Annotated in this window: 17 protein-coding genes and 6 pseudogenes; 14 read left to right on the top strand and 9 right to left on the bottom strand. The window is 40.0% G+C overall.

From position 1 onward, the window contains the following. Positions 1-85 precede the first annotated feature (85 nt). Together PREBIDRAFT_RS08570 and PREBIDRAFT_RS08565 are read left to right on the top strand one after the other, a co-directional pair. Positions 86-691, top strand: a complete 606-nt coding sequence (locus PREBIDRAFT_RS08570; RefSeq protein ID WP_004335467.1) for a DUF6088 family protein — start codon at positions 86-88, stop codon at positions 689-691. Then, entirely contained in the window at positions 684-1,691 is a 1,008-nt protein-coding gene (locus PREBIDRAFT_RS08565; RefSeq protein WP_004339717.1) for a nucleotidyl transferase AbiEii/AbiGii toxin family protein, read from the top strand. The genes PREBIDRAFT_RS08570 and PREBIDRAFT_RS08565 overlap by 8 nt, the downstream gene beginning before the upstream one ends. Before the next feature lie 83 nt (positions 1,692-1,774). Here PREBIDRAFT_RS08565 and PREBIDRAFT_RS08560 read toward each other — a convergent pair. From PREBIDRAFT_RS08560 to PREBIDRAFT_RS08550, 3 genes and pseudogenes are all read right to left on the bottom strand, one after another. Next, positions 1,775-2,896 (bottom strand): annotated as a pseudogene (locus PREBIDRAFT_RS08560) (helicase); the annotation flags it as partial. Positions 2,897-2,999: 103 nt separating this feature from the next. Further along, positions 3,000-4,670, bottom strand: coding sequence for a group II intron reverse transcriptase/maturase (gene ltrA, locus PREBIDRAFT_RS08555; RefSeq protein ID WP_004339342.1), 1,671 nt, complete (start codon positions 4,668-4,670; stop codon positions 3,000-3,002). A 679-nt stretch (positions 4,671-5,349) separates the two neighbouring features. Next, positions 5,350-5,769: pseudogene (locus tag PREBIDRAFT_RS08550) on the bottom strand (hypothetical protein); the annotation flags it as partial. Positions 5,770-6,056: 287 nt separating this feature from the next. Between PREBIDRAFT_RS08550 and PREBIDRAFT_RS08545 the strand changes: the two are divergent. The 6 genes and pseudogenes from PREBIDRAFT_RS08545 to PREBIDRAFT_RS08515 all read left to right on the top strand — a co-directional run bounded on the left by PREBIDRAFT_RS08545 (position 6,057) and on the right by PREBIDRAFT_RS08515 (position 11,384). Next, a pseudogene (locus tag PREBIDRAFT_RS08545) lies at positions 6,057-7,277 on the top strand (site-specific integrase). Between the two features lie 4 nt (positions 7,278-7,281). Then, positions 7,282-8,550: a site-specific integrase gene (locus PREBIDRAFT_RS08540; protein WP_004335915.1), complete on the top strand. Its 1,269-nt coding sequence runs from the start codon at positions 7,282-7,284 to the stop codon at positions 8,548-8,550. A 52-nt stretch (positions 8,551-8,602) separates the two neighbouring features. Then, on the top strand, positions 8,603-9,070 hold the full coding sequence (locus PREBIDRAFT_RS08535; protein ID WP_004339715.1) for a DUF1896 domain-containing protein: 468 nt from the start codon (positions 8,603-8,605) through the stop codon (positions 9,068-9,070). A gap of 925 nt (positions 9,071-9,995) precedes the next feature. Further along, the gene (locus PREBIDRAFT_RS11225; RefSeq protein ID WP_004335918.1) at positions 9,996-10,265 is read left to right on the top strand and encodes a helix-turn-helix domain-containing protein; all 270 of its coding nucleotides are present in this window, start codon (positions 9,996-9,998) and stop codon (positions 10,263-10,265) included. 3 nt (positions 10,266-10,268) lie between these two features. Next, entirely contained in the window at positions 10,269-10,580 is a 312-nt protein-coding gene (locus PREBIDRAFT_RS08520; protein WP_004335919.1) for a helix-turn-helix domain-containing protein, read from the top strand. Positions 10,581-10,940: 360 nt separating this feature from the next. After that, a complete protein-coding gene (locus PREBIDRAFT_RS08515) occupies positions 10,941-11,384 on the top strand; it encodes a plasmid mobilization protein (RefSeq protein ID WP_004335920.1) in 444 nt (147 codons plus the stop codon). Positions 11,385-11,837: 453 nt separating this feature from the next. Here the strand turns inward: PREBIDRAFT_RS08515 and PREBIDRAFT_RS08510 are convergent. The 6 genes and pseudogenes from PREBIDRAFT_RS08510 to PREBIDRAFT_RS11895 form a co-directional block, all read right to left on the bottom strand. Next, positions 11,838-12,753, bottom strand: a pseudogene (locus PREBIDRAFT_RS08510) (IS982 family transposase). 332 nt (positions 12,754-13,085) lie between these two features. Beyond that, entirely contained in the window at positions 13,086-14,129 is a 1,044-nt protein-coding gene (locus PREBIDRAFT_RS08505) for an IS110 family RNA-guided transposase (protein WP_004335924.1), read from the bottom strand. Positions 14,130-14,738: 609 nt separating this feature from the next. Further along, positions 14,739-15,431, bottom strand: coding sequence for a 3,4-dihydroxy-2-butanone-4-phosphate synthase (gene ribB / locus PREBIDRAFT_RS08500; protein ID WP_004339712.1), 693 nt, complete (start codon positions 15,429-15,431; stop codon positions 14,739-14,741). A gap of 123 nt (positions 15,432-15,554) precedes the next feature. Then, positions 15,555-15,863 (bottom strand): annotated as a pseudogene (locus tag PREBIDRAFT_RS08495) (3-oxoacyl-ACP synthase); the annotation flags it as partial. A gap of 471 nt (positions 15,864-16,334) precedes the next feature. Next, the gene (locus PREBIDRAFT_RS11720) at positions 16,335-16,475 is read right to left on the bottom strand and encodes a hypothetical protein (protein ID WP_004339710.1); all 141 of its coding nucleotides are present in this window, start codon (positions 16,473-16,475) and stop codon (positions 16,335-16,337) included. 250 nt (positions 16,476-16,725) lie between these two features. Beyond that, a pseudogene (locus PREBIDRAFT_RS11895) lies at positions 16,726-16,983 on the bottom strand (hypothetical protein); the annotation flags it as partial. 296 nt (positions 16,984-17,279) lie between these two features. Here PREBIDRAFT_RS11895 and PREBIDRAFT_RS08480 point away from each other — a divergent pair. From PREBIDRAFT_RS08480 to PREBIDRAFT_RS08455, 6 genes are read left to right on the top strand one after another with little or no spacing between them, the layout of a single operon-like run. Beyond that, positions 17,280-17,492, top strand: a complete 213-nt coding sequence (locus PREBIDRAFT_RS08480; RefSeq protein WP_004339709.1) for a helix-turn-helix transcriptional regulator — start codon at positions 17,280-17,282, stop codon at positions 17,490-17,492. A 39-nt stretch (positions 17,493-17,531) separates the two neighbouring features. Next, positions 17,532-18,872 carry a DNA phosphorothioation system sulfurtransferase DndC gene (dndC, locus tag PREBIDRAFT_RS08475; protein ID WP_004335930.1) on the top strand — a complete coding sequence of 447 codons (1,341 nt, stop codon included), beginning with the start codon at positions 17,532-17,534 and terminating at the stop codon, positions 18,870-18,872. Continuing rightward, entirely contained in the window at positions 18,869-20,983 is a 2,115-nt protein-coding gene (locus PREBIDRAFT_RS08470) for an AAA family ATPase (protein ID WP_004335934.1), read from the top strand. Before dndC ends, PREBIDRAFT_RS08470 begins: the two co-directional genes overlap by 4 nt. Further along, positions 20,973-22,553: a DndE family protein gene (locus tag PREBIDRAFT_RS08465; RefSeq protein WP_004335936.1), complete on the top strand. Its 1,581-nt coding sequence runs from the start codon at positions 20,973-20,975 to the stop codon at positions 22,551-22,553. Before PREBIDRAFT_RS08470 ends, PREBIDRAFT_RS08465 begins: the two co-directional genes overlap by 11 nt. 14 nt (positions 22,554-22,567) lie before the next feature. Then, positions 22,568-22,987 (top strand): hypothetical protein, encoded by a 420-nt coding sequence (locus tag PREBIDRAFT_RS08460; protein ID WP_004339708.1) that lies wholly within the window; start codon positions 22,568-22,570, stop codon positions 22,985-22,987. Between the two features lie 14 nt (positions 22,988-23,001). Next, positions 23,002-24,210, top strand: a complete 1,209-nt coding sequence (locus tag PREBIDRAFT_RS08455) for a DNA phosphorothioation-associated DGQHR protein 1 (RefSeq protein WP_004335941.1) — start codon at positions 23,002-23,004, stop codon at positions 24,208-24,210. The last annotated feature ends 34 nt before the right edge of the window (positions 24,211-24,244 follow it).

Raw genomic sequence — 24,244 nt, 5'->3', positions numbered from 1 at the left:
TTTTTTTGTGCTGATTATGAGATTTTATATGTACCTTTGTTGTCGTGAATAATGCATTATTTCGCGACAAAATATAATTATAATTATGACAAAAAGCATTGAATGTAAAATACTTATAAAATCAAAGAAGTGCGGACGTGGTTCTGTGTTTTTTGTGGGGGATTTTATTTCGTATGGCAATCGAGATGCCGTTAATAAGGCTTTGGAACGTCTCGTAAAAAAAGGACAGATGCTTAGGGTTGCACGTGGCATTTATTGCTACCCCAAAATGGAAAAAGTATATGGCCTGGGTATGGTTCCTCCATCGCTTGAGGATATTGCCAAAGCAATGGCAAAAAGGGATGGCGCAAGAATTGTCCCAACGGGACTTTATGCCCAATACCAGTTAGGACTGACTCAACAGATACCGATGAATATAGCTTACTTAACCGATGGCGTCTCACGAACTATAAATCTTGGCGAAGGGAAAAACATAAAATTCAAGCGCGCCTCTCCCAGATATTTCTCCATCCGTAACCGGTTGGCTCTTCTCTTAACAACAGCCCTTAAAGACTGGAAAGTAGAGAACCTGACTAATGAGCAGGTTGCTACCATTAAAATGAAGTTAAACGAAAATCCTCACCTTCAAGTTGCCGACCTCAAACTGATGCCTTCAAAGGTAAGGGAATTTATAGTTGGTCTATATGAATAGGTTTCTTGGATTATCCGACTCACAACGGAAAAGCGTCTATGAATCAATTGCAGATAAAGTCGGGTTACCCGCACAAGTGATTGAGAAAGATTTTTGGGTAACAGCAATCTTGCAAACAATATTTTCACTTCCTATAGCAGAGCATCTTGTTTTCAAAGGCGGCACAAGTCTGAGCAAAGGTTGGAAACTTATAGAGCGATTCTCGGAAGATATAGATGTTGCTATCAATCCTGTTTTTCTTGGTGCTCCTGAAGGAGATCTCACAAAAAAACAAATCAAGAAATTGCGCAAGGCATCATCGCTTTTTATTTTAGAGAAACTAACCCCTATGATTTGTGAAGGACTAAAAAGACAAGGCTTGCTGTCGTTTGTCACAGTTAATGCCCAACCTAATGGCGAAGGTGACGCCACCTATCCCGAGCCACGTCAGATTTATCTTCACTATAAATCAGTTTTTGACAAGGGGCTTACATATCTCCGCCCTGATATTGTATTGGAAGTGAGTGCACGTTCTTTGCTTGAACCGACAGAATCAATACAAATTAAAAGTATTATTGGAGAGCATCTTCCGATTACACCATTGGCTGACAGTGCCGTTCATACTGCTATTCCCGCAAAGACATTCCTTGAAAAGGCGTTCTTGCTTCACGAACTCTTCTCCATTCCCGGACACGGAATGATAGCAGAGCGCAAGAGTCGACATCTTTATGACCTTTATGCCATGATGAATAAAGATTTTGCAAAGAAAGCCATTGCAGATGATGCATTATGGGAATCTATTCGTCATCATAGAGAAATCTATACTTCAGTGAAAGATGTGGATTATACTCCCGATGTACGCAAACGTCTCCAGATTGTTCCCCAGAAAGATATTCTTGAAGAATGGAAATCAGATTATCAGGCAATGATGGAATCAATGATTTATGGGAAAAAACCTTCATTTGAAGAACTATTAGATGCGCTATCCGAACTTCAAGAAAGGTTTAGGATAAGCAAATAGTAAACAACACAAGCAATCTATTACATTTTGGCAATAACAAGCGTTATTTGCCAAAATCTAATAGAGAGAACTAAGGAATAAAATTAAGGATAATGTCGCCATTTCGGTTTGAAACTCTGCGAATGTTTCTCCTCTTTTGCATCCTGAACAGAAAGGTTATCATTCTCTTTCCCGACAGAATGATTGTTGCCGGACAGACCCTCTCCTTGTTTCATTTCATCCTTTACATCTTGTTCCTCTTCCGGAGGTGAAAGTGTTAAGGCTATTTTTCTGTCCAGCTCCGCAGCTTCACTTTTAAGTGAACGCAGTTCGTCCTCTTTCTTCCATGAGCCGTTGGCAATGTTGGTGTAAACGTCCTTGTTGGACACAACCTTTGCCATTTCTTTTTCATGCGACTCTATCACCTTTGGAATACGCTCCAAGGCATTTACGAAGTTCTCGCAGGCAAGTTTCGGGTCTGCCGCTAACTTACCGTTATTATAGGTATAGTAGATGCTTTCCTGTCCCTTGACAAAGAAGCGATTCACCGAGCAGTCGAACAAGTCCTTGGAAGTGCTCTCAGTCTTGACCATGATGGAAAAGCCGTAAACCTCGCCAATCTTGTTGTACTCGCTCTTGGTACGAGCCTTTTCCTCTATCTCATGCAGACGGGCGGCGATGACCTTTATGTCGGTGCTGTCCTCTACACCTTTGATTGTCAGTTTATTGACGGGCAGTCCCTCCTTGTCCCGTTCCACACGCTGCTCAAAGCAAGCCAAGTCAGCTTTAGCTTCCTTAATCTTGTCGGAATGGAAGGACACGGAACTCTCAATCTCTGCCAGCTTGCCCGTTGCGGCATCACGCTCACGGAGAAAGTTCTTGCGCTCGGATTCCAAGGTGGTAATCTTCTTGTCAAGTCTTGCTTTTTCCAAAAGGTCGGTATTGCCCGAAAGCACTGCTACATATTCTGAGAAGTTCATACCGCTGTCCTCGTCCATCGAACCCTCATCAATGGTACGACTACCAAGCGTGTTTGTCTTTAGTTGGTTGATGAAAAGCTGCTTGTTGTGCAGCAAATTGAACTTATAACTGTCCAAAGAACGTTCTACAGCGTAGATAATCACATCAACCTTGTTGTCCGCAAACTCCTTGGCAACAAGATTTCCCTTTCGGATGGCACGCCCGTTCCGCTGCTCAAGGTCTGACGGTCGATCGGGTAGGTCAAGGGCATTACTGCCCTCTTCCCCCCTAAGAACCGTACTTGAGAGTTTCCTCTCATACGGCTCAAGCTTTTCTAAATCCCTATTCTTATATAGAGACCGGCTCATATTACTTCTTGTTGTTGTCATTGGATTTGCGGGATAATTTGAAACATTCGTCATGAACCAATAGGTTGCATTTTCGTCCGTTTTGGACGGTAGGCATCACATTCCATGCCTTGTGCGTGTTTATCGGCTCACCACATATTGGACATTTTCTACCCTGCTTTTCCCATAGGTGAAGCAAAGACTTACGCCCTTTCAGTGAAACAAGCATTTTCGACTTCATTCTTTGGTTGAAGTATAAACGACAGTCCACGTCAAACGGATTCATATCTCCTTTTATCTGCGTATATTGCAGAAAGGGGAACGAGGAAGTCAAAGTCAACAGTGTTAGTTGGTCTTCCTTTCCATTTGATTTCTTGAACTTGGCTGCAAAAGTCCAACTGTTACCTCGGATATTATGCCAATAGCGGTCTTTAATCCATCGCTTTCCTTTCTTGGAGTGGCGACGTTTAGCCCATTGCCATAGGGAGAGGAATATCTGATGGTCAATTCTGTGAAAGGAATCACGCGTTGCACCATGCTGATAGTATGCTCCCCATCCTCGGATTTTAGCATTCAACATTCTGATTAAGGACTCCTGCCTGCAACCCTTGTTGCCTTTTATCACCTTACGAATATTCTCCATAAAGCGTTTTTCGGCTTTCTTGGTCGGCTTGGTCAATATTTCATTGCCGTATTTGCGGATGTTGAAACCGAGAAAATCGAACCCGTCACGGACATTGGTTATCACAGTCTTTTCTTCTGATAAGGTTAAACCTCTTTCAGCCATGAATTCGGCAACCAATGGTTTGATTTCGTTCTCAAGCGTTTCCCTGTTCTCGCAGGTGATGATAAAATCATCGGCATAGCGTACCAAATTCACCATGGGGGAATAATGTTTCCCTTTTATGGTTCTTCTTTTATACCTCTCTGCGAGAACTTTCTGCAATCCATCCAATGCCATATTGGCAAGCGTCGGGGAGATTATACCTCCTTGTGGTGTACCCTCCTCCGTCGGGAACATCTGTTTGTTGAAGATATAGCCGCATTTCAACCATTTGCGGAGCATCGCCTTGTCCATAGGGATGTTGGCGAGTAGCCATTCGTGGCTGATATGGTCGAAGCATCCTTTGATGTCACCCTCCAAAATCCATTCGGGAGAATAGCCTTTTCGGAGAATATTATGGCATTGCATTACAGCGTCCATACAGCGGCGTTCCTTGCGGAACCCGTATGAACGAGTATCGGCTGTAGTTTCGGACACTGGTTCCAATGCCATGAGGTAGAGTGCTTGCATGGCTCTGTCTTTCATTGTCGGTATTCCCAATGGGCGCAGTTTGCCATTGCTCTTTTTGATGTGAACTCTTCTCAGGGGCTTCGGCTGATAGCCTCTGCGTCTGAGGTCGTTTATTGCTTGCATTTTTGTTTCGGGTTTATCCCATGTCTCCATGTCAACCCCAGGGGTGTTGCCACCTCCGTTAGAAGTTACTCTCTTTACGGCTAAGGCTTTTGCGTAAAAAGAGTGGGTCAACGTCCACTGTAAGGCTTTCACCTTATTGTGTCTGCCGTCCTTTTGAGCCTTTACAATACGTGCTTGTAGCTTTCTGACAGCCAACTCTGCCTTGGTCCAGTCTATGCTGTCCCAAAGTGTCAGCTGATTGTCAGCAGGTGCACACGATGTTTTGTTTTCGTTCATTTGCATTCCTTCTTTTGAAAGTTCTAAAAGTTAATTGTAAAGAATTACCATTAGACAACAGTCGGGTATCTTGCCTCCCGAATATTGTCACAGAAGTCTGCCCACTTTCGTGTCGGGTGATGTCGCCCAAATCAACTCGTGATGTCGGCTCAATCCGTATCCGTTCCATTACAGAACGGCATTCGCTTTTTCTGTTATCTTATACCTGCACACCGTTCAGCTTCCATTGCTGTCAGCTTACCTGCCACTTTGACATGACAGGAGATATACAGGCTTACCATGTTCCACATAGATAACTAACGGATAGGTTAGGTTCTGTCTCATCCTCCGGCGGTGCTTATATCCGTGTAATCCTACCATGGAGAGGATTAACTGACCGCTTCCCTTTTGGGAAGAGTGTACCAGTATCTTACACTCATTTACGACATTACGAAGTTTACTAACAGTTCGCTTACGCTAACCATACTATCCAGCCTCGCCACTCTACGGTATGATACTAACCGCACTTGACTTTCCCTCACGGTTCTGTCTTGTCCTTTCGGAAAGTGTACTTTGTCACAACCGCTTAATACAACATTAAGGTGCATTGGTCGGTAGGCTACCGCTGACGGAACAGCGGGTTAAAGCTGATACTCGTAAGTATCATTCTAACAATTATCTATGCGACTTCATGTCGCACCCAAGGCGTGTCCAAATGATGGATGGCCACGGCACGTTGTTGAGCATTCACACCAGTACCCAACATAGAGGTAGAACCGAAGATAATGCGAATGTCGCCACGGTTCATGGCATCGACCATTGCTTTCTTTGCTTTCTCGTTCTTGCACTCTTGAATAAAACGTATCTCGTATGCCGGGATATGGTAGTCCTCTACCAATTTTCTCTTGATTTCCGAATAGATATTGAAGTCTCCGCTGGGCTTGTAAGTACCCAAGTCAGAGAAAACAAACTGCGTTCCCTTTTGTGCATCATACTTTTGGTAATAGTCATTCAAGAGTTTCGCACAGTGACTTGCCTTGTTGTCGATATGATCTGAGTAAGCATTTTCATCTATCATGCGTAAATCAAGACTCATCTTGCGGGCATAATCAGTCATTAAGAATGAAGGGAAATAGGGGGAAACGCAAGGAATGTAACTATTTGAAATATCATCATTTAGCATTTTTATGCCATTATCGAGTTAGGCGAAAGGAAGCATCAAACGGCAGGAGTTCCGTTACCAAATCGTAACCCATCAGGGAAAAAGCAAAAAGGGGTTACGAATTGAAGGTAAACAACTGTGTCATAGGTTTTTATTCTTCATCTTTCATTTTTCTGCATCGCTCAGGAATACTTGTTCATCTGTACCTTTGCAAGCAAAGGAAATTTAGAAAAAACGACAGAAAAATGAAAGAAAACAAACTCAAAGTATCGTTCTTCGTTCAGGCGAAACGAACCGACAAGAAAGGACTTGTGCCTGTTATCGGGCGCATCTCCGTAGGCAGAACCCATTCGGGCTTCTCCACCAAATGCAAAACTCCGCTTGCTCTTTGGGACAGTCGTAAGTAAAGGCTTATCGGCAAGAGCAGCATGGCTGTGTCCGTCAATCAGAAACTTGGTGAATGCACCGCACTTATCCACACACGCTTTCACGAACTCTGTGAAAGGGAAGAAACTTTCACAGCCACAGACGTGAGGGATGCCTATCAGGGGCAAATCCACTGTCAAGCCTTGCTCTTGGAGAGTTTCGAGGAGTATCTTACACAGACTAAGGAGCGTATAGGCATCGACCGAGCCTTAAAGACGTTCAAACTCCGTACCTACCAGCTCTCCTTGCTCCGTGAGTATGTGCAAAAAAAACATAAAGTAAGCGATATTCCCCTTTCACAGTTGGACAAAGCCTTTATCGAGGGCTTTGAGTACTATCTCACCATCGACCGCAGACTGAAACGCAGCAGCATATCGAGTACCGTGTCTACTTTGCAGACCATTGTCCGTATGGCGGTGAAGAAAGGTGTGCTGAACTTCTATCCATTCTTGGGCTACAGTTACGAGCGACCAAAGGGCGAACCGAGAAGCATTACGAAGGAAGAACTTGAGCACATCATCGACTTGGAGATTGAATGGGAGAACTACCGCATTGTCCGTGATCTCTTTGTCTTTTCCTGCTTCACAGGTCTGGCAATCTCAGATGTCCGCAATCTTCGGGAGGAGAATATCGTCACTGAAGAAGGCAAACTCTGCATCAAGGGCAGACGCATAAAGACCAAGACCCCGTATCGGGTACAGGTGCTTCCCCCTGCGCTGACTATCATGAATCGTTATAGAGGGATAAGGGCAGGCTTTGTCTTTGACGTGCCGACCACCGACATTGTCCTCAATGGTATGCACTACATACAGAGAAACATCGGCATGGAGACTCCGCTGACCTTCCACATGGCTCGCCATACCTTTGCTTCGCTTATCACGCTCTCGGCAGGCGTTCCTATTGAAACGGTGAGCCGTATGCTCGGACACACCAACCTGAGAACAACACAGGTATATGCAGCGGTTTCCTCCGAAAGAATCCATCGGGATATGCAAGCGATACAGCAGCGAATACAAGATACATTCACCTTAAAACTTTGACATTATGGCACGAAGTACATTCAAGACACTCTTTTATATCAATCGCTCAAAAGAGAAAAAGAACGGCAGCTGCCCGATTATGGGACGCATCACCATAGACGGAGAGCAAGTGCAATACAGCACGGGAAAGGAAATCGCTCCCGAGCTTTGGGACAGCCATAAGGGACGATGCAAGGGTATAGGCGAAGAGACAAAGGAAATCAACCGCTACTTGCAAACCAAAGAGGAACAAGCCAAAGGCAAATACCAAGAATTAGTTTGGCAACGTGGCTATATCACCGCCGAGTTGTTGAAACGTGAACTCATGGAAGAAGACAATCCCAAAGGCTTTCTTTTGGAGGAAGCCCGACTATTTATTGAGGAAAAGCGTCCATGCGTAGGACTGACGATAGCCAAGCCTACCTTTGCTAATTACATCTATGCAGCGCAGCTCATTAAGTCCTATCTGCGTGAACGCTTAGGGCTGGAGGATATCCGCTACTCTCTGTTGGACTATGGTTTTATCGAGGGGCTGGACTTCTACCTTAAATCAGAGCGCAACCTTTCTCTTGCCACTATTCAGGTAGCGGTCATCTTCCTTAGGAAACTCATCGGCATCGGTCAGCAGAAGAAGTATATCCGTATCGATCCGTTTGCGGACTACAAGGCAGAACTGCCACATCGCACACGCAGGTATCTCACTACGGAGGAATTGCAGAGGGTCCTGCAAACACCCATAATTGACAAGCAGTTCGAACGGGCAAGGCAACTCTTTCTTTTCTGTGCCTTTACTGGTCTGGCTCGTGTGGATATGCAACGGCTCAAACCGAAGCATATCACCCATAATGCTGACGGCACGGAGGAAATACGCATCAAAAGGCAGAAAACCAATGTGGAAGCGATTATCCCACTTCTGCCCATTGCCAAACAAATCCTTTCGCTCTATATAAAGGACAAGAAAGCGGACGACTTGATATTCCCCAATCTTACAATAAGGAAAGCATCCTTTGCGTGTGTGAACATCGGGCAGATATGCTGGATAGAGAAGGGCCTGACCTTTCACATGGCTCGGCACACATTCTCAACCACGATTTGCCTTTCCAATGGTATTTCGATGGAAACGCTCAGCAAGATGCTCGGACACAGCAATATAGGTACGACACAAATCTACGGAAAGATAACCGACCACAAGATACAAGAGGATATGACTGCACTCACAGACAAGGAGCATACTGTATTTGAGGGTTATTGTGAGTCGATAGCACGACAGAACGTTCCATTGCAACAAGCATAAAAAGGAAGTAATTACCAAACATTTATTATTCACGATTGAAAACCAAACGATTATGAAAGAGAACAACAAGCTGGAACTTTCTTACTTTCGATTGAAATTAAGAAGTTACATGAGTGAGCATCACCCTGAGAGATTGAAAGACAAGGAATTTATCACTGCACGGGCAGATATGGCTCTCACAGCTTACTGCGATGCCGTGGCACAAGGTTTCACTCACTCCGAAGCGGAAAGCATGGCAAGCGAGGTTTTGTATTATGGCTTGCATTTTTCCAAGTATGACACGCTTGTATCTGTATTGGAAAACGAGTTTGAAAGGGAACTGCCTGCACCGCTCCCAGAGAAACTCGTACCTATACTGTTGTCGAACAAGGCTATTCAAGCCACATTCGACAAGTTCGGTTTGACGGACACATTTGCTTCTGACGAGCAATACGACCGTCTTTACACCGAACTCACAGGCACGATAGTGCTGCTCATCGAGAGCAATCATCTGCCAATAATCGGTCAGACAGGTGGATAACCCCAACATTTTTCTTCGTACACTTCGTAAGCCATACTTATGCAAAGCCCCTGAAGCCGTTTCTTATCGTGCAAAGGTATAACGGCAGCCTATCTGCCCTGACAAGGTCGAGTCCTGCGGATGGAGAGAAGAATCTCCACCGCAGGATTTTCCTTTTTTTATGGCTGTATGGCAATTCCCAATATCCGTGCGGTCGTATTCATCTCTCCCAACCTTGCAGGGCTGGGCTGCCGTAGAGAGTATAGGCACGACAAGAATACGGCATACTCAGGCTCTTTGGACGCAAGGCGTAACAACCAACAATAGATAGGACTGACGATAATACGGACAATTTTTTGTTTGTACAATCTGTTGTTTGTACAATCTGTTGTCATGACTATCTGTTGTCATGACTATCTGTTGTCAAAACTATATATCGTCAAAATAATCTATCGATAAAACTATCTATCGATAGTTCTACATATCGATTTGTCGAACTATCGAACTGTCGAGAGAATAATTGCTATGTGATAAAAGGGAAGAGCCGGCACCTCATCTCATTACCGCAATAACACAGATGGATCTCCTTTGGTCTTTTCTCTTGTTTTCTCTCTATTTCCCTGCTTTTCCTCATTTCTTGCAGCGGTGCTTCCGAGGGTTTACTTTTGCACTCGATAAGTACGGCAATGGACTGCATAACAGTTTGTTTGCCGAGTAACAATAAACCCAAATCGGTCATTAGCCCGCAAAGGCTTTTTAAAGAGTTTAGATGTTATGCTTTTCTTCGTCTTTGCACCTTATTTTGGCTCTTTTCGTTTGTTTTTTCAGTTGTTTAGCTCGCTAAACGTCTTCAAAAACAACCAAAAATAGCTCAAAATAAGCTCGCAAATCTCGAAGAAGTCTAACGACCGATTTGGGATAAAGTAATCAAAAAAAAATCAAGGAAATGAAACTCATTATCATCGACCGCAAAGCGTGGGAGCAACACCGCTCCGAATTTGCAGACTTTATCCACAGTATCGAACAACTCATCGGCAATCCGCCCGAAACGGACGAATGGCTCGACAATGAAGCCGTATGCCGCAGGCTCGGCATCAGCAAACGCACCCTGCAATCCTATCGCGACACGGGTAAAATACCCTTCTCCATCATTGGGCATAAATGCTATTATAAGGAGAGCGACATCGCAGAGTTACTGAACGTAAACAATGAATGAATTATGTCGGAGAAAGAAATCATTACACAGCAAGACCCTCAGATGCAGTCGTTTTCACAACTGATGGAAGGAATATTGAAGAAATTGGAGCGGTATTGCGCTACCGCCCGTCCGATGCTGAATGGTGAAGTTTACCTTTCGGGCGAGGAGGTTTGCAGCCAATTACGGCTCAGCACACGCACGCTCCAAGAGTACAGAAATGCAGGAATACTTCCTTTCTACAAAATCGGAGGGAAGATACTATACAAACAGAGCGACATACAGACAATGCTTGAATGGCATTATAATCCAATACCGCAAACAGGTAAGTTATGAGTTAAGTTAAGACATCAGTCGCGACTTAAGTCAAATGGTCAGTTATAACTTTGGTCAAGAAATTAGTTTCGACCTAAGTTAAAATTAACTTTAGTCAAAAATATGTCAGCTCATTAAGTCAGTAAGTCAAGAAATTAGTCTAAACTTATCTCTTGACTTACTTCTTGAACTTTGAACTCTCGTCTATCAAAAGCACCCCAGAAAAGTTACTTTATGGAACATAACAAACTATCTCTTTCTCTATACTGGCAAGGTGTGTCTTTGTGACACAAACTGCCGTTTGTCCCACAAAGACCCTTGCCCCAAATGGGTGATTAAATCACTCCAAAGTCGTGATTAGAGAAATAAAAACAAAAAAATATGGCAAGCGATAAATCAAGGAAAAGAGTAGCGAAAAAGTATGGTGATATGCCCGACAAGTGGGACGATTGGCACGTCCGTTTACCAGACCCGAAAGACCAAATACGAGTGATAGATCTCTATCACAAATCAGGCTCAATGTCCAAGTCAGAGTTCGTGCGTGCAAGATTATTGGGGGAGCATTTCAAGGTGATAACGGTGGACAAGTCCGCCGTGGAGTATTATCGCAAGCTCTCTGAACTCACAGCCCAAGTACATAAAATCGGCACAAACTACAATCAGGTGGTGCGCTTTCTCCACATCACCGAGAGGGAAACAACGACACAAATCCTATTACAGGAGCTTATCCGCTTGACAAAAGAACTCACCGCCTTGCAAGAACAGACGGTGAGCTTGACGATTGATTATCGAGAGAGGGATGATAAATGTCCGACTCCATTATAATCCCCCAAGTATTTTTTGTAGGAGATTACCAGATGAGTGTACTATTTGAAAATCTACAGTTTGGTTTTTACCGATTTTACGTCGGCAGACTTGAAACGACAGAGGGCTTCCTGACGATCCAAAGTATCACGGACAGCAGAAAGGTCTCGTAGCTGTCCTACGATACTACGGATTTTCTCGCTACGCCGTTCAAAACGCCGTTCATATTTCTTTTATTCTTCCATATTAGTTGCCAAATTCTAATTGGTTCTTTACTATTACTGTCCAATCAAACTTTTTTATCTTTTAAAAATTTGAACTGTCCGATAATTTTTCATGCAGAGATTACCCCAGTTCGGGTTAAGCCGTCTATATTTTGATAAGTTAGGAGCATTATTCCTTGTTAGAATCATATGCACGATAATACATCCCACTCTATCATGAATGGGATATGATTTAGATAAAAAATGTTGCTTAAAACAACGCCAACTGTTTAGTGTCTTCTATGCAATATCCCTGGAGATCTTCTGGCTTGTTTTCAAAGAAGCAGTATGCCCCAAGGCAGATACAAGATTCATGATAAAGTTTGCCACAGACCTATGGCGTGAATGTACAATTTGGGCAGTATTTTTCAGAAGATCATTGATGGTTTCTATGATATATCTTTTGCGCAGCATCATTCTATCATAGAAAGGCATGAGTTTGTTTTTCATATTTGCCCTGAGCCCCGTCACCAACTGAATACCATCTTCAAAAAGAAAGTCAAAAAGTTTTTGTGATATGTATCCTTTGTCAGCGAACAGTTTGCCATACAAACGTTTGGCAAGAACCTTGAAAACTTTTGTGTCTTTGTCACTGACATTTGCTCCAGTAAGAACGAAAGCTATGATTTCCCCTCTGTCATTACATGCCAGATGAAGCTTGAATCCGTGACACCAGCCCATTGTTCCTTTCCCATTTGTTGCAACGCCTTTGAACACCTTGTTGGCATAGCGTCTAAGATTGTGGCATACAGGAATCATTGTTGAGTCAACAAATGTAATACCTGTACATCTTCCAAATGCACGCAGATTAAGAAATAACATAAGAGGAAAAAACACTCTACTTTCAAGCTCAACAAAATGGTTGTAAGAGACAGCGTTAGGGAAGTACGTCTTAAAAGTCCCCTTGATGAAGAATAAATAATAGTGCTTGAAATTACGAAATGTTCCGAAATGGAAATACAATAAAATAGTCATGATTTCGCTGTCGGAGAAGGAAGCCTTACGCCTTCTACGCTTCGTGGTATCGTCACCTAAAAGCAGTTTCCCGCCATTTCAGCTTCAAAATGCTTGCAAAAATCATCTATAACACAGAATAATTCAGTAATTTTGTAATCGGTAGTCTGTATAAGTATATTTGTAACTGTTTGATTATTAACTATAAAGATACTGTTTTAATCTCAAATAAAAAAGAGTTAAGAAAGATTAATTGCCGTCATTTTGTTTTTTTATATGTTTTCAGCCTGATGGGGGCTTCTCGCCCCCTGGCCCCTCGGTGTTTTCAGGTATAGATTATTAAGGTTTTAATATTTTTGGATAAAACAGTCGCACATTTCAAAAAATCTTCGTAATATTACACACGACAAGTGAAGACACCCGATTTCAGGTATCTATCACGTGAGGTTGGAGGCGTGTCAAACTGTTCCAGCCTCTTTTCGTGTAATTGGCTATGGATTAAGTCTTATTTCTTCTTCTTGTGGTCTTCGTCATAAGGTTTGTCGCTCTTCCAGAGAGCATAGATAAGGAGCAGTAGTCTGCGTTCCATGGCAGTGACTGCTATCATCTTCTTGTCGGGATGCTTCTGCACAATCCTGTCGTAGGCTTCTTTTAGATGCTTGCTGCGCAGTTGGGCCTGCACAGCAGGCATATAAAGTATGGCACGGATACGGGAGTTGCCTTTTTTTGAGATTCTGGACGTCCCTTCTACATTCCCCGACTGGTTGTCCTTGACATCGAAGCCGGCATAGCTGGTGAGTTGCTTTCTGTTCTGGATGAGCGCGAAGCCGTTAGTCTCAGCAATGACTGTAATCACAGAGGTGAAGCCAAGTGAGGGAGCAGTAATGATGTTCTCTACCTTCTTGTTAAGAGCCTCGTCAGATGCGACTTTCTCTTTCATGTTCTTGAGGTTCATCTTCAGACGCTTGTCCAAATACGACACCATAGCCTCGTAATGTTTGACTACGCTCTTCTCAGCCTGATGGCTGTGCTCCAAGGCTTCGAGATGGTTTTTGAGCGCAAGGCGCAGCTTTTTCGTATCCTGAGCAAATCTTGTCATAGCTCTCAGTTCGTGATAGATCTCCTTGCTTGGCTGCCATGGACGCATACTCCTCTTCACACATCCCACAAGGGCCAACACACGGCTGTCGATGGTGTCATTCTTGGAGATCATCCCCTCCCAAATGGCAAACTCTCTTGCCTTGTTCGGCATCATGATGATTACGGTGCAACCAATCTTCACGAGATGGTTGGCCAGTTCTTCATGATACACGCCTGTGGCCTCCATGACATACCGTAGCGGTTTATCGGTGTAAGCCTCCTTGCGACTCCATTTTACCAGCTGGTTAAAGCCAGTCTTGTTGTTCTTGAACGTCTTGACGTCAGAGTTGTGAGCCTCCTCTGCGAAGCTGAACATACACATGGTAACTACCAACGTCTCTTTGGAAACGTCAATGCCTACACATTGTCTTAAAATGTAGTCATTTTCCATCAACAATTTTGGTCTCATAAGCTAAAACTTTAAGTTAATAATGTTATGAATATAGACCAAAACCTTCCTGCGCCTTAACTCTTGGATCTACACTTGATCATTTAGAAATGTCCTTAGATACTTTGTCCTGACTCTAGAAGATAATGAAAAGAGGGACGGGCATCTCTTTATAGCGATATGGATTACACCTACCTGGTACGAAATTTCCTCGCCCCTCAAGGCCTATTTCACTAGCAAAACTACGATAAATAAGCCTCACTTCTGTTACCAGAAGTTAATTCTATAATCGGATGCAAAGGTAAGAGGTACAAAATATTTATGAGACTACCTTATTCTTTATTTATTTTTTTGCGTTTTCTTATCTCGAACTGAGGTAGTCTTTCTGTTATCTATATCTTTATTATAGAATTACTTTATATTCAAGCAGTAACTATTCAGCGATAAGGTGTATAAACTATTATTGATTATCAATAAGTTACATAAAAAGATATATGCAAATTCTAATAAAGAATTTCATTTCGAGCTTTTTTGCCACAATGTTACGTTTATAAGTTATTGATATTCAACGTTTATTATCGCTGAATAGTTACATTCAAGCATACGTAATGTTAAAAAATTATTACATCTTCATCTGTGCAATTCTTGAATTATTGGAGAGAGAAGTCCTTTCTGTTTTCTGTACGAAATAATGTCGTCAATGGAAATTACAACAGTTTCATTGGCATTGGCAAAATCTACAATCCCAGTAAGTCTCGCCATAGTCCCATCAACGTTGGTTAATTCACACAATACAGCACAAGGATTAAATCCTGCAAGAGATACTAAATCTACACTTCCTTCTGTGTGACCAGCCCTCTCAAGAACTCCGTTTTCCTTAGAGATTAAAGGAAAAACATGTCCAGGAATATGTATATCCGATGCAGTAGAAGCTTCTTCTATTGCAATCTTTATTGTTTGGATACGATCATGAGCAGAAACACCCGTCGTGACTCCGACAGCGGCTTCTATAGATTGCGTAAAGTTTGTGCCATAAGCACTCGTGTTGTGATTAGTCATTAATTTCAGCCCTAGGCGATCGGCCTGATTCTGTCTTATACACAAACATACAATACCACTGCATTCCCTAATGGTTTGTGCCATATTAGAAACTGTCATTGTTTGTGCGGGGAAGATGTAATCCCCCTCATTTTCTCTTTCGGGGCTGTCTACAAGCAATATTCCTTTTCCCATCCTTAAATGCTTAATAGCATTATTTACTCGTGCTTCAGCGTCTTTACCATACTGTACGAGAAGGTTTTCATTCGAAATGTCTTTTTTCATTACTTTTTCTTCGTTAATAATTTGCACATTATTTCTATTCCATTTTCAATATCACATTTGGTTAAATCGTTTATAAAAGCATATCTTCCAATTTCTGTAGGAAAAGGAATTCTTTGTAACCCACGCATGGGAAGGAAGCAACTGGTCTGGAGTACTTGTACCACAAGCTAAGAGAGTGACATCAGTTGATACCGTCTTATCTACAAACAATTTCACTATCGCTTCTTTTGCAAGTTGAGAGTTAGAATGGGTAATCTTCTGCTTTTTGTTTAGCCCATAATACCTTGTCTTAATTCCATTCTGTCTAAGAACAATTGAGCGAACTCTCGATGGTTTTCCCCCGATTAGTCCAATATAGTCTTCCATTTCTTCGTTACTTATAGGGGTGTTTGGAAGAAAGGTTGAAACATTGTTGATATAAACACTTCTCATAAGCGTATGGTATTGTATAATAATGAATACTTATTTTTTAGTTCTTCTATATCCAATTCTCCTCCAATGATGGATAAACAGAATGCATCTCCATAATAGAGGGAACGAAACATTGAAACCACTAACTGAGGGGCAGTATGTTTCCTTAACTCACCTGCACAAATACCTTTTTCGTAATAGTTTAACCAATGCTTCGAAATATTTATCTCCAACTCCTTACACTTGTCTTTAAACCCGTCATAGTGAAAGCTGGCTGAAGTCAATAGACTAAAATATTGTGTAGAAGTTGCGTCTATATTTAATCTCTTAATCGTGTTCATTCTATCTCCGACTAGTTCTAACTCACTAACTAAGAAATCCCAAAACGGGGTTTCTTTGGAAACTGATATATCCCGATTCGCAGAGGTGGACATCGGATCAAAGATAAATCTATCAATGACAGCCTTATATAAGCCCCCTTTATTCTTTACTTTATAATAAATAGCCCCTCTTGTAACCCCTGTTTGTTGCTTCTTCTAAATCTGCGGTTACAACATCGCTATACTCCTTACTTAAAAACAGCTTAAAAGCCCCAAGCAGTATATTGTTTTTTCTTTCTTCTTTATCAACCATAGTTATAAATTATTACGGTAGTAATTATATCTTCGACCGCAATAGTACTAAGAAAAAATGAGAAAAACAAATTTTTGGGCAACATTTCTGCAATTTTCCTCGTTTCATCCCGTTTTTCGGGTAGAAATAACTACCTTTGCAATATCAAATCAGGTGTTCATTGAAGCATTGCAGAATAAAGAAAGGGTAAGAAACTCGCTCGTTTCCAACTTGTAACCCTTTTATCCTTTATTCATTCTTATTTTATTGATTATCTGAAAGATACAATATTCTTGAATCTTTTGCGGGCGTAATCAGTTGCAATGAGCATCTTCGCCTTTTCCTCGCTCTCGCTGAGTGGTTCGCGCCCGAGCAACGTGGCATTACCCGTCTTGGCGAACTCCATCAGTTTGCCGATAAATTCTTCCTGCTCTGGTGTGGGCGGTATGTTGTGCAGTATCTCATTCTTCTCGGGTCTGTCAATGCCGATGTCCTTGGCAGTGCGAAAATCGCATATCTCCGCATAAAAGTAATAGAAGCGAATGTAATCGGCTGATTACAAAAGGAAAGCATAAATAAGAATAATAAAAGGTGAACGATTTGGAAACGAGCGAGTTTCTTTCTCCTTCTTTATTTTGCAATGCCTCAAAGAACTCTTTATTCTTGTTTGCAAAGATATAAATTTTTCACAAGAAGGTATGCAGATTTGAGGTTATAATGATTCGAATCAGTATTTCTGGTTATTTTTATCATAAACTAATCCATTTCTTTTGTCGAGTGAAATGAAATCACTATTTTTGTGAGCAAGTAACAAATTTTGCCAAGATGGAAATAGATATAAATCGTCTGAAAGTTGTTTTAGCGGAGAAGAAGAGAACAAATAAGTGGTTGTGTGAGCAATTAAATGTCAACCCATCCACCGTTTCAAAATGGTGTACAAATAGTTCTCAGCCAGATATTGAAACCCTAATTAAAATATCACACCTATTAGATGTCGAATTGACCGATTTAGTGAATAAAGACTTTAAAAATTTTTAACCTATAAATCAAATGTCTGATTTATGATAAAAATCCGAAATGAGGAATAAACGTATTGAATATATAATAGATGAAATTCTTGACCAGTATGCGTATGCTGATGAATCAACCCGACCATGGATTATAGGATTCAGTGGAGGAAAAGATTCAACAGTATTATTAATGCTTGTATGGATTGCGCTCGAAAAATTAAAAGAACTACCGGGGCCATTTCAACTTCGTAGACCGATATATGTAGTATGTAATGATACAATGGTTGAAAATCCTATAATTGCATCGTATGTTGATCAAGTTCTTGAACAGATAGAAAAAAAAGCGAGAGAAGAAGATTTGCCTATTTTTGTCCGGAAGACTACGCCTCGATTGGAAGATTCATTTTGGGTGAATGTTATCGGGAAAGGTTATCCTGTCCCGAACACAGCATTTAGATGGTGTACAGAGAAAATGAAAATTAAACCTACTGCTCGTTTTATAATTGAACAAGTTGACGAGTGTGGGGAAGCTATAATTTTAATAGGAACAAGAAAGGCTGAAAGTGCAACTCGCGCTCGTTCCATCAAGAAACATGAAATTCATGGCAAACGACTTACCAATCATACTCTGTTGACAAATACATATGTCTATGCACCAATCAAAGAATTGATGTTAGAAGAAGTCTGGTACATAATCAATACCATTCCATCTCCTTGGGGATTTGATAACAAAATCCTGTTTAACATTTATGTTGATGCGAGTGCGGACGATTACGAATGTCCAACCGTTGTAACAGACAAAAGTCATGGTTCTTGTGGTCAAAGTCGTTTCGGTTGTTGGACTTGTACTGTTGTGAAGGATGATAAGTCCATGCGTTCGCTTATAAAAAATGGGCGAGAATGGATGCAACCGCTTTATGATTTTAGGTTAAAACTGGATCAAGAACGGAATATCATTGAGAATCGGTTCCCGTTGCGACGGGATGGAAGAAGAGCCGTGAACGATATGGGATCCTACACTTTCACATATAGAGCGAAAATGTTGGAAGGGCTGTTAAATGTTCAACATGAATTGCAACAATATAATCCTGAAATAAAACTCATTACAGATCAAGAATTGATTGCAATTCAAGTGAATTGGTATCGAGATTTTAACTTTGCACATCAAGTATCAGAAATATATAACAAAATCTATAATTCCTCATTAAATATGGAAGAGGGCAAGATAAAAAACAAATTGGAAGCAGATTTGATGAAAGAAATTTGCCAAGAGAACCTTGAAGAAGGTGAATTGATAGAGCAACTTCTTATGCTTCAGAAAAGCAAGTCACTCATGCAGCGACGCCGTGGCTTGAAAACAGAAATTGAGTCTCGTTTAGAGGAATTTGTAAATAAAAAGAAATCATGACGATACGCGAAATAGAACTTAATAATTTTCGAATTTATAAAGGGAAGAATAAGATTGAACTTTTTCCCGATGGGAATAGGAATCTGATTATCGTCAGTGGTAATAATGGTTTCGGCAAAACAACTTTTCTCATGTCATTAGTTTGGTGCCTATATGGTAAGAACATGGGGAAGGTTGATGAACTATATCGTAAAGAAATTGACGAAAAAGGAGGTTATAGTAAATACATTGGTAATAGTCTCAACTTTGCTGCACAGAAAGAAGGCGAAACTCGGTTCTCTGTGTCCGTTACATTTACGGACGTAGAAATTCCTGATACGCCTTGCACCGAGATAACAATTGTTCGTTCCTATGATAGTGCAACAAATTATGATGACGAGTTAGAAATTCTGATTGATGGCCGGAAGAACGATCTGTTCACGGGATCAAAAGAGGAAATTGCAAAAGAAGAGGAAATATTTATTCGGGATTACATACTTCCAATAGAGATTGCAAAATTCTTTTTCTTTGATGCAGAAAAGATAGTTTCATTTGCCCAAATAAATACTCCAGAACAACGAAAAGATTTAAGTCTTGCATATTCTCAAGTTCTTGGCATACAGAAATACGAAGATCTCAAAAATGAGTTGGTTAGAATTCAGGATGATTATAGGAAATCATCTGCTAAACCTCAAGAGAAGCGCGAGTTTAATGGGCTAATCGCAGATATTGATTTTAAAGAAGGAGAAATTGGCAGATTGATCGAAGAAATATCTAATTTGGAAGAAGACAGAGTGTTTAAACGTCATAATTCTGCCGAACTTCAATCAAAATTGATTCGTGAAGGCGATATGATGTCAGCCGATGAATTGCAAAAATTGAATAATCGAAAGGAGGAACTTGGCATAGTGTTAAGGGAAGCAGATGATTGTCTTAAAGATTTATATAGTCTTATTCCATTTGGCTTGGCTGGAGGTATTATGTCTGAACTTTCAACCCAATTAGAAACAGAAAAAGCGTATAAGCAGAACAAGCTTCAGTTGGAAGGAGTTAATGATAAAACTGATGTCATACTTGGCGATATTGAAGAAGCAAAGAAGGAACTTCATTTCTCAATAGATATAAAGACTAGAGACTTCTACGAGCTTCAAATCAGACAACTCATCAAAAAGCATTTTTACAATGTTTCTGATGAAAGTAAGTTTGATCACTTCAGTACGTTGCATGACTTTAGCCAAGGACAGATTGATGAATTTACGCATATTATTGCGAAAATCAAAGATAGTAAGTCCTCTTTTGAAAATCTAATTAACAAATACACCAAGGCTAAATCAGAATTATACACAATCGAAAAGAACATTCGAGAGGCTGAGAAAAAGGCAGAGAGCGATTATGTTCAAGATTTGAGAACCCGAAAAGAGAATATCGACCGTCAGATAGATTCTATAGGTATTGAGATCGGGAAAAGACAAGGTGAAACAGAATCACTTCAAGAACAAGTGATTGCTCACAAAAAGCAAAAGGAGATTCTCTCTAAAAAAATAAATGTGTCTGATCAGAACCGCGCAGTTGACAATGAGGCTACGCGTCTGATCAATACGATACAAAAATTCCTTATTCGCTTCAAAGATGAAAAGAAAAAGGCTCTTGCGAAGAAATTAGAGACAAAACTTCAATCATATTTGCACAAGACCAATCTTGTTAAAAAGGTAATTGTTGACATCAATGGCAATGGCGATGATGTTGACATCTGCCTATTTGGATATGATGACAAGAAAATTGACAATAGCATTCTTTCCATGGGTGAACGCCAGATGTTTGCATCTGCGCTGTTAAGTGCTTTGGTTGATGAAACAGAAATTGATTTTCCTGTTTTCATAGATAGTCCTATGCAGAAATTTGACCCACAACATACAAAGAATGTACTCACGAAGTTCTATCCAAATGTTTCAAAACAAGTGATTCTCTTTCCCCTTCTTAAAAAAGAATTGACGAAAGAAGAATATCAATATATTCAACCGATTGTGAATAAATCCTATTTAATAAATAATGAGAAGAATGGTTCACACTTTGTTGAAGTGAAACCAGAAAATCTTTTCGAAGAATACAACAATAGCGGATATGCAAATTAACATCAAAACATCTGGCGAAAATCAAGCCATTGTAACCCAATTAACAAAAAAACTTACTGGGGGTACAAAAGAAAATGTGATAGCTCGTATTGCATTAGGCTATTCTTTGTCTACGGGAAAACGCTTTACCCAACAGGAATTTTCTACCTACGATTCACAAGGAAAAGAATACAAAGACCATATTCTGTTTGATGGACAATATAGAGATTTCTATATTGCCTTAATTTGTCAGGCATATGGAATAACTAAAAATGATGAGCTTATTCCCAAATATATAAAGTTGCATATTGACCATGGATTAGAAAAGATAAATTATCTGTTTGAAAACAATCCACAATATACTTTCTTCGATTTCTTAACTGAATACTTCAGAAAAGGAATTGATTTAATTGAGGATACTCCTGAAAGATTTGATTGTGTTGAAAATCGAAATCAACATATCACAAAAACTACCTTTTCAGGGCCAATCCAAATAAAAGTGGGCTATAATATTTCGACAGGTGAGAATATATATTGCTGTTTCAACGATTCCACTCGTTACAATAATCAGCATATTGCTGTTGCCGGAAAGTCAGGTTCCGGTAAGACTCAATTCGCACTTGAGTTTCTTCGTCAACTATATAAGCAGACGCAAGGGCAAGTCAACTTCTTGTTCCTTGATTTTAAGGGATTGAGTGAGGATGACAAAAACAAAATGAGTGACTTTCTTACAGAAACTCATACAGAATGTATAAATGCACCTCATACACCATTCCCTTTGAATCCCGTTTCATTCATTGACAATGTTAACGAAAAGAACAAACTGGTAGGTATAAATAAGTTTGTTGACATTATTGCTAAATACTCCAATATCGGCAAGAGGCAGCAACAAACACTAAAAGATGCTACCAAAGAAGCGTTTATTCAACATAAAGACGGTAAGCATCCTTCATTGAAGGAAATCTATGATTTGGTAATTGAATCGGTTGGCGATAACCGTGACACTCTTACTGAAATTATGGAACGTCTTAGTGAATATGAACTCTTTGCGTCAAGAGTTAATGATCCAAGTATCTTCTTAAATAACAATTATTATTTTTCTCTATCAGGTGAGCTGGATAGTACGGTTCGATTCACGTCAATCTTCCTCATCATTAACTACATCTTTAATGTGTTCACAAATATGGGTGGCACAGAAGTCATTGATGGTAACCGAAGCATGCGTTATGTGTTAATGATTGATGAAGCTCACGATTTATTCCGAGAAAAAAAGTCTTTGGAGATTTTGGAAGTTTTACTTAGAAAAATTCGGTCATATGGAGTCTCTATAGTTCTTCTCTCTCAAGGCATATCGGAGTATAACCAAGGCAATTTCGATTTCTCGCAAGAATGTGAAACAGCATTCCTTTTACCGATAAACGACCTTAATAATACAAAAGCAATAAACAAATTCTTAGGTCTGAGTGAAAAGGATGGATCTCGAACTCTGCGAAATCTTGAAAAATTAGATAACGGACAATGTGTATCTAATATTAAAGAATTGCAAAAAGGCGACTTGTTTGAAGTTGTTCAGTATTGGAAAGAAAAATAATATAAGAAAAAATTATGGACTGGATAAAATCACATAGGCGCAAATTGATGTTCTTCATATTATTTTTCTTAATATGTGGATCTAGCAGTATATGGATGTCTATTCTGTTTCTGGATATAGGATGGAAAGACGTGGCAATTGGATTGATTACAATTGCTATTGCTTCTGTATGTGCTTCTGCAGAAAGAATCTTAGAAATGATAGACAACAAGTCAGAAACTAGAGATGACAACGATGACTTTTACGGTATTGCATGGTTAGTTGTACCATTATTGGCATCAATTATAGTAGTTGGTATTCTTAAACGATCTGAGATTGCTGCTCTAATTATATCTATACTTGTTTATTTCTTATATTGCTGGTTGTGGTGGTATCAGAATAGAAATAGAAATATTTTCAAAAATCCGACAAGTCCACTTGGAGGAGATATATAGAATTATATTATCGTATGAAAAAAATATATGGAATAAGAGTTAGCCAACCTCTTGGAGACTTCTTTATTGCAAAAATCAAAGCAAAAGATTTACTTGAGATTTCAACATCTTCTGTTGCTCGTTACAATAAAGAGGGGAAATTGGTCGGAAATCAAAGACCTCTTAAATTGCCGAGATTAAAGGCAATCGCGAATTTTATAAAATCTGCCGAGATGTGCTTTCCTACTTCTATTTTAGTTGCCGCAAACGTTGACAATGAAGGAAATATTATAGAAGAGCAGTCTAAAAGATGGAGTATACATCCAACTTCTATTTCTGATTGCTTTGAAATAAAAATTCCGTCAGAAGTTTCATCACTAATAATTGACGGTCAACATAGGCTTAATGCGTTCTCTTATACAGAAGAACAATTTAAGGATATAGAATTAGTCTGCTCCATATTTTTGGATTTACCCAATCCTTATCAAGCATATCTTTTCGCTACAATAAACGGTAATCAAAAAAGAGTTGATAAAAGCTTGGCTTTAGAACTTTTTGGATATGATGTTGAAGACAAACCTTCAAATACCTGGTCGCCAGAAAAATTAGCTGTTTATCTTACTCGAAAATTTAATTTTAGAAAAGATTCTCCGCTTTATCAAAAGATAAAGTTAGCCCCGCTTTTCTCGTCAATAGAAGAAATTACGGATAGAACAAAATGGCTATTGTCAACAGCAGCTATGGTAGAAGGGATCATGCACCTCATATCTTCTAATCCTCAAAAAGATAGAGATTTCCTTGCCATGAAACGTTCTTTGTGGTCTGGAACTGGTACTCGTTCTGATTTGGGAAAAATGGAAAGTAATGGCAAACGAGATACTTCTGTATTAAGGGACTTGTATATAGAAAACAAAGACGAAGAAATATATGAAATTATATTTAGGTATTTTGATGCAGTGAATGAAATTCTATGGAAAAATGCGTCAGCAGATAGTGTCATTACTAAGACAATAGGCATATCTGTGTTGTTTGATATATTGAAAGCTATCATTGAGAATGAAGGCATTCAAGATTCATTTGAAAAATATATTTCATTAATTTCAGATGTTGATTATACTAGTGATTATTTTTCTTTGTCAGGAGAAGGGAAAGTGAAACTTAGACGTATCCTAAAATATAAATTAGGTTTTTTGACAGACGCAGATTTAATAGAGTCTGACATTAAATTTCTACAGGAACCATAAAGTATCCGAGTTAAAGCTGAAACATATAATAAGC

This window comes from Prevotella bivia DSM 20514, assembly GCF_000262545.1.
GTDB lineage: Bacteria > Bacteroidota > Bacteroidia > Bacteroidales > Bacteroidaceae > Prevotella > Prevotella bivia.
Note: the sequence above shows the minus strand (reverse complement) of the source record. Positions and strands in the feature narration are given on the sequence as shown.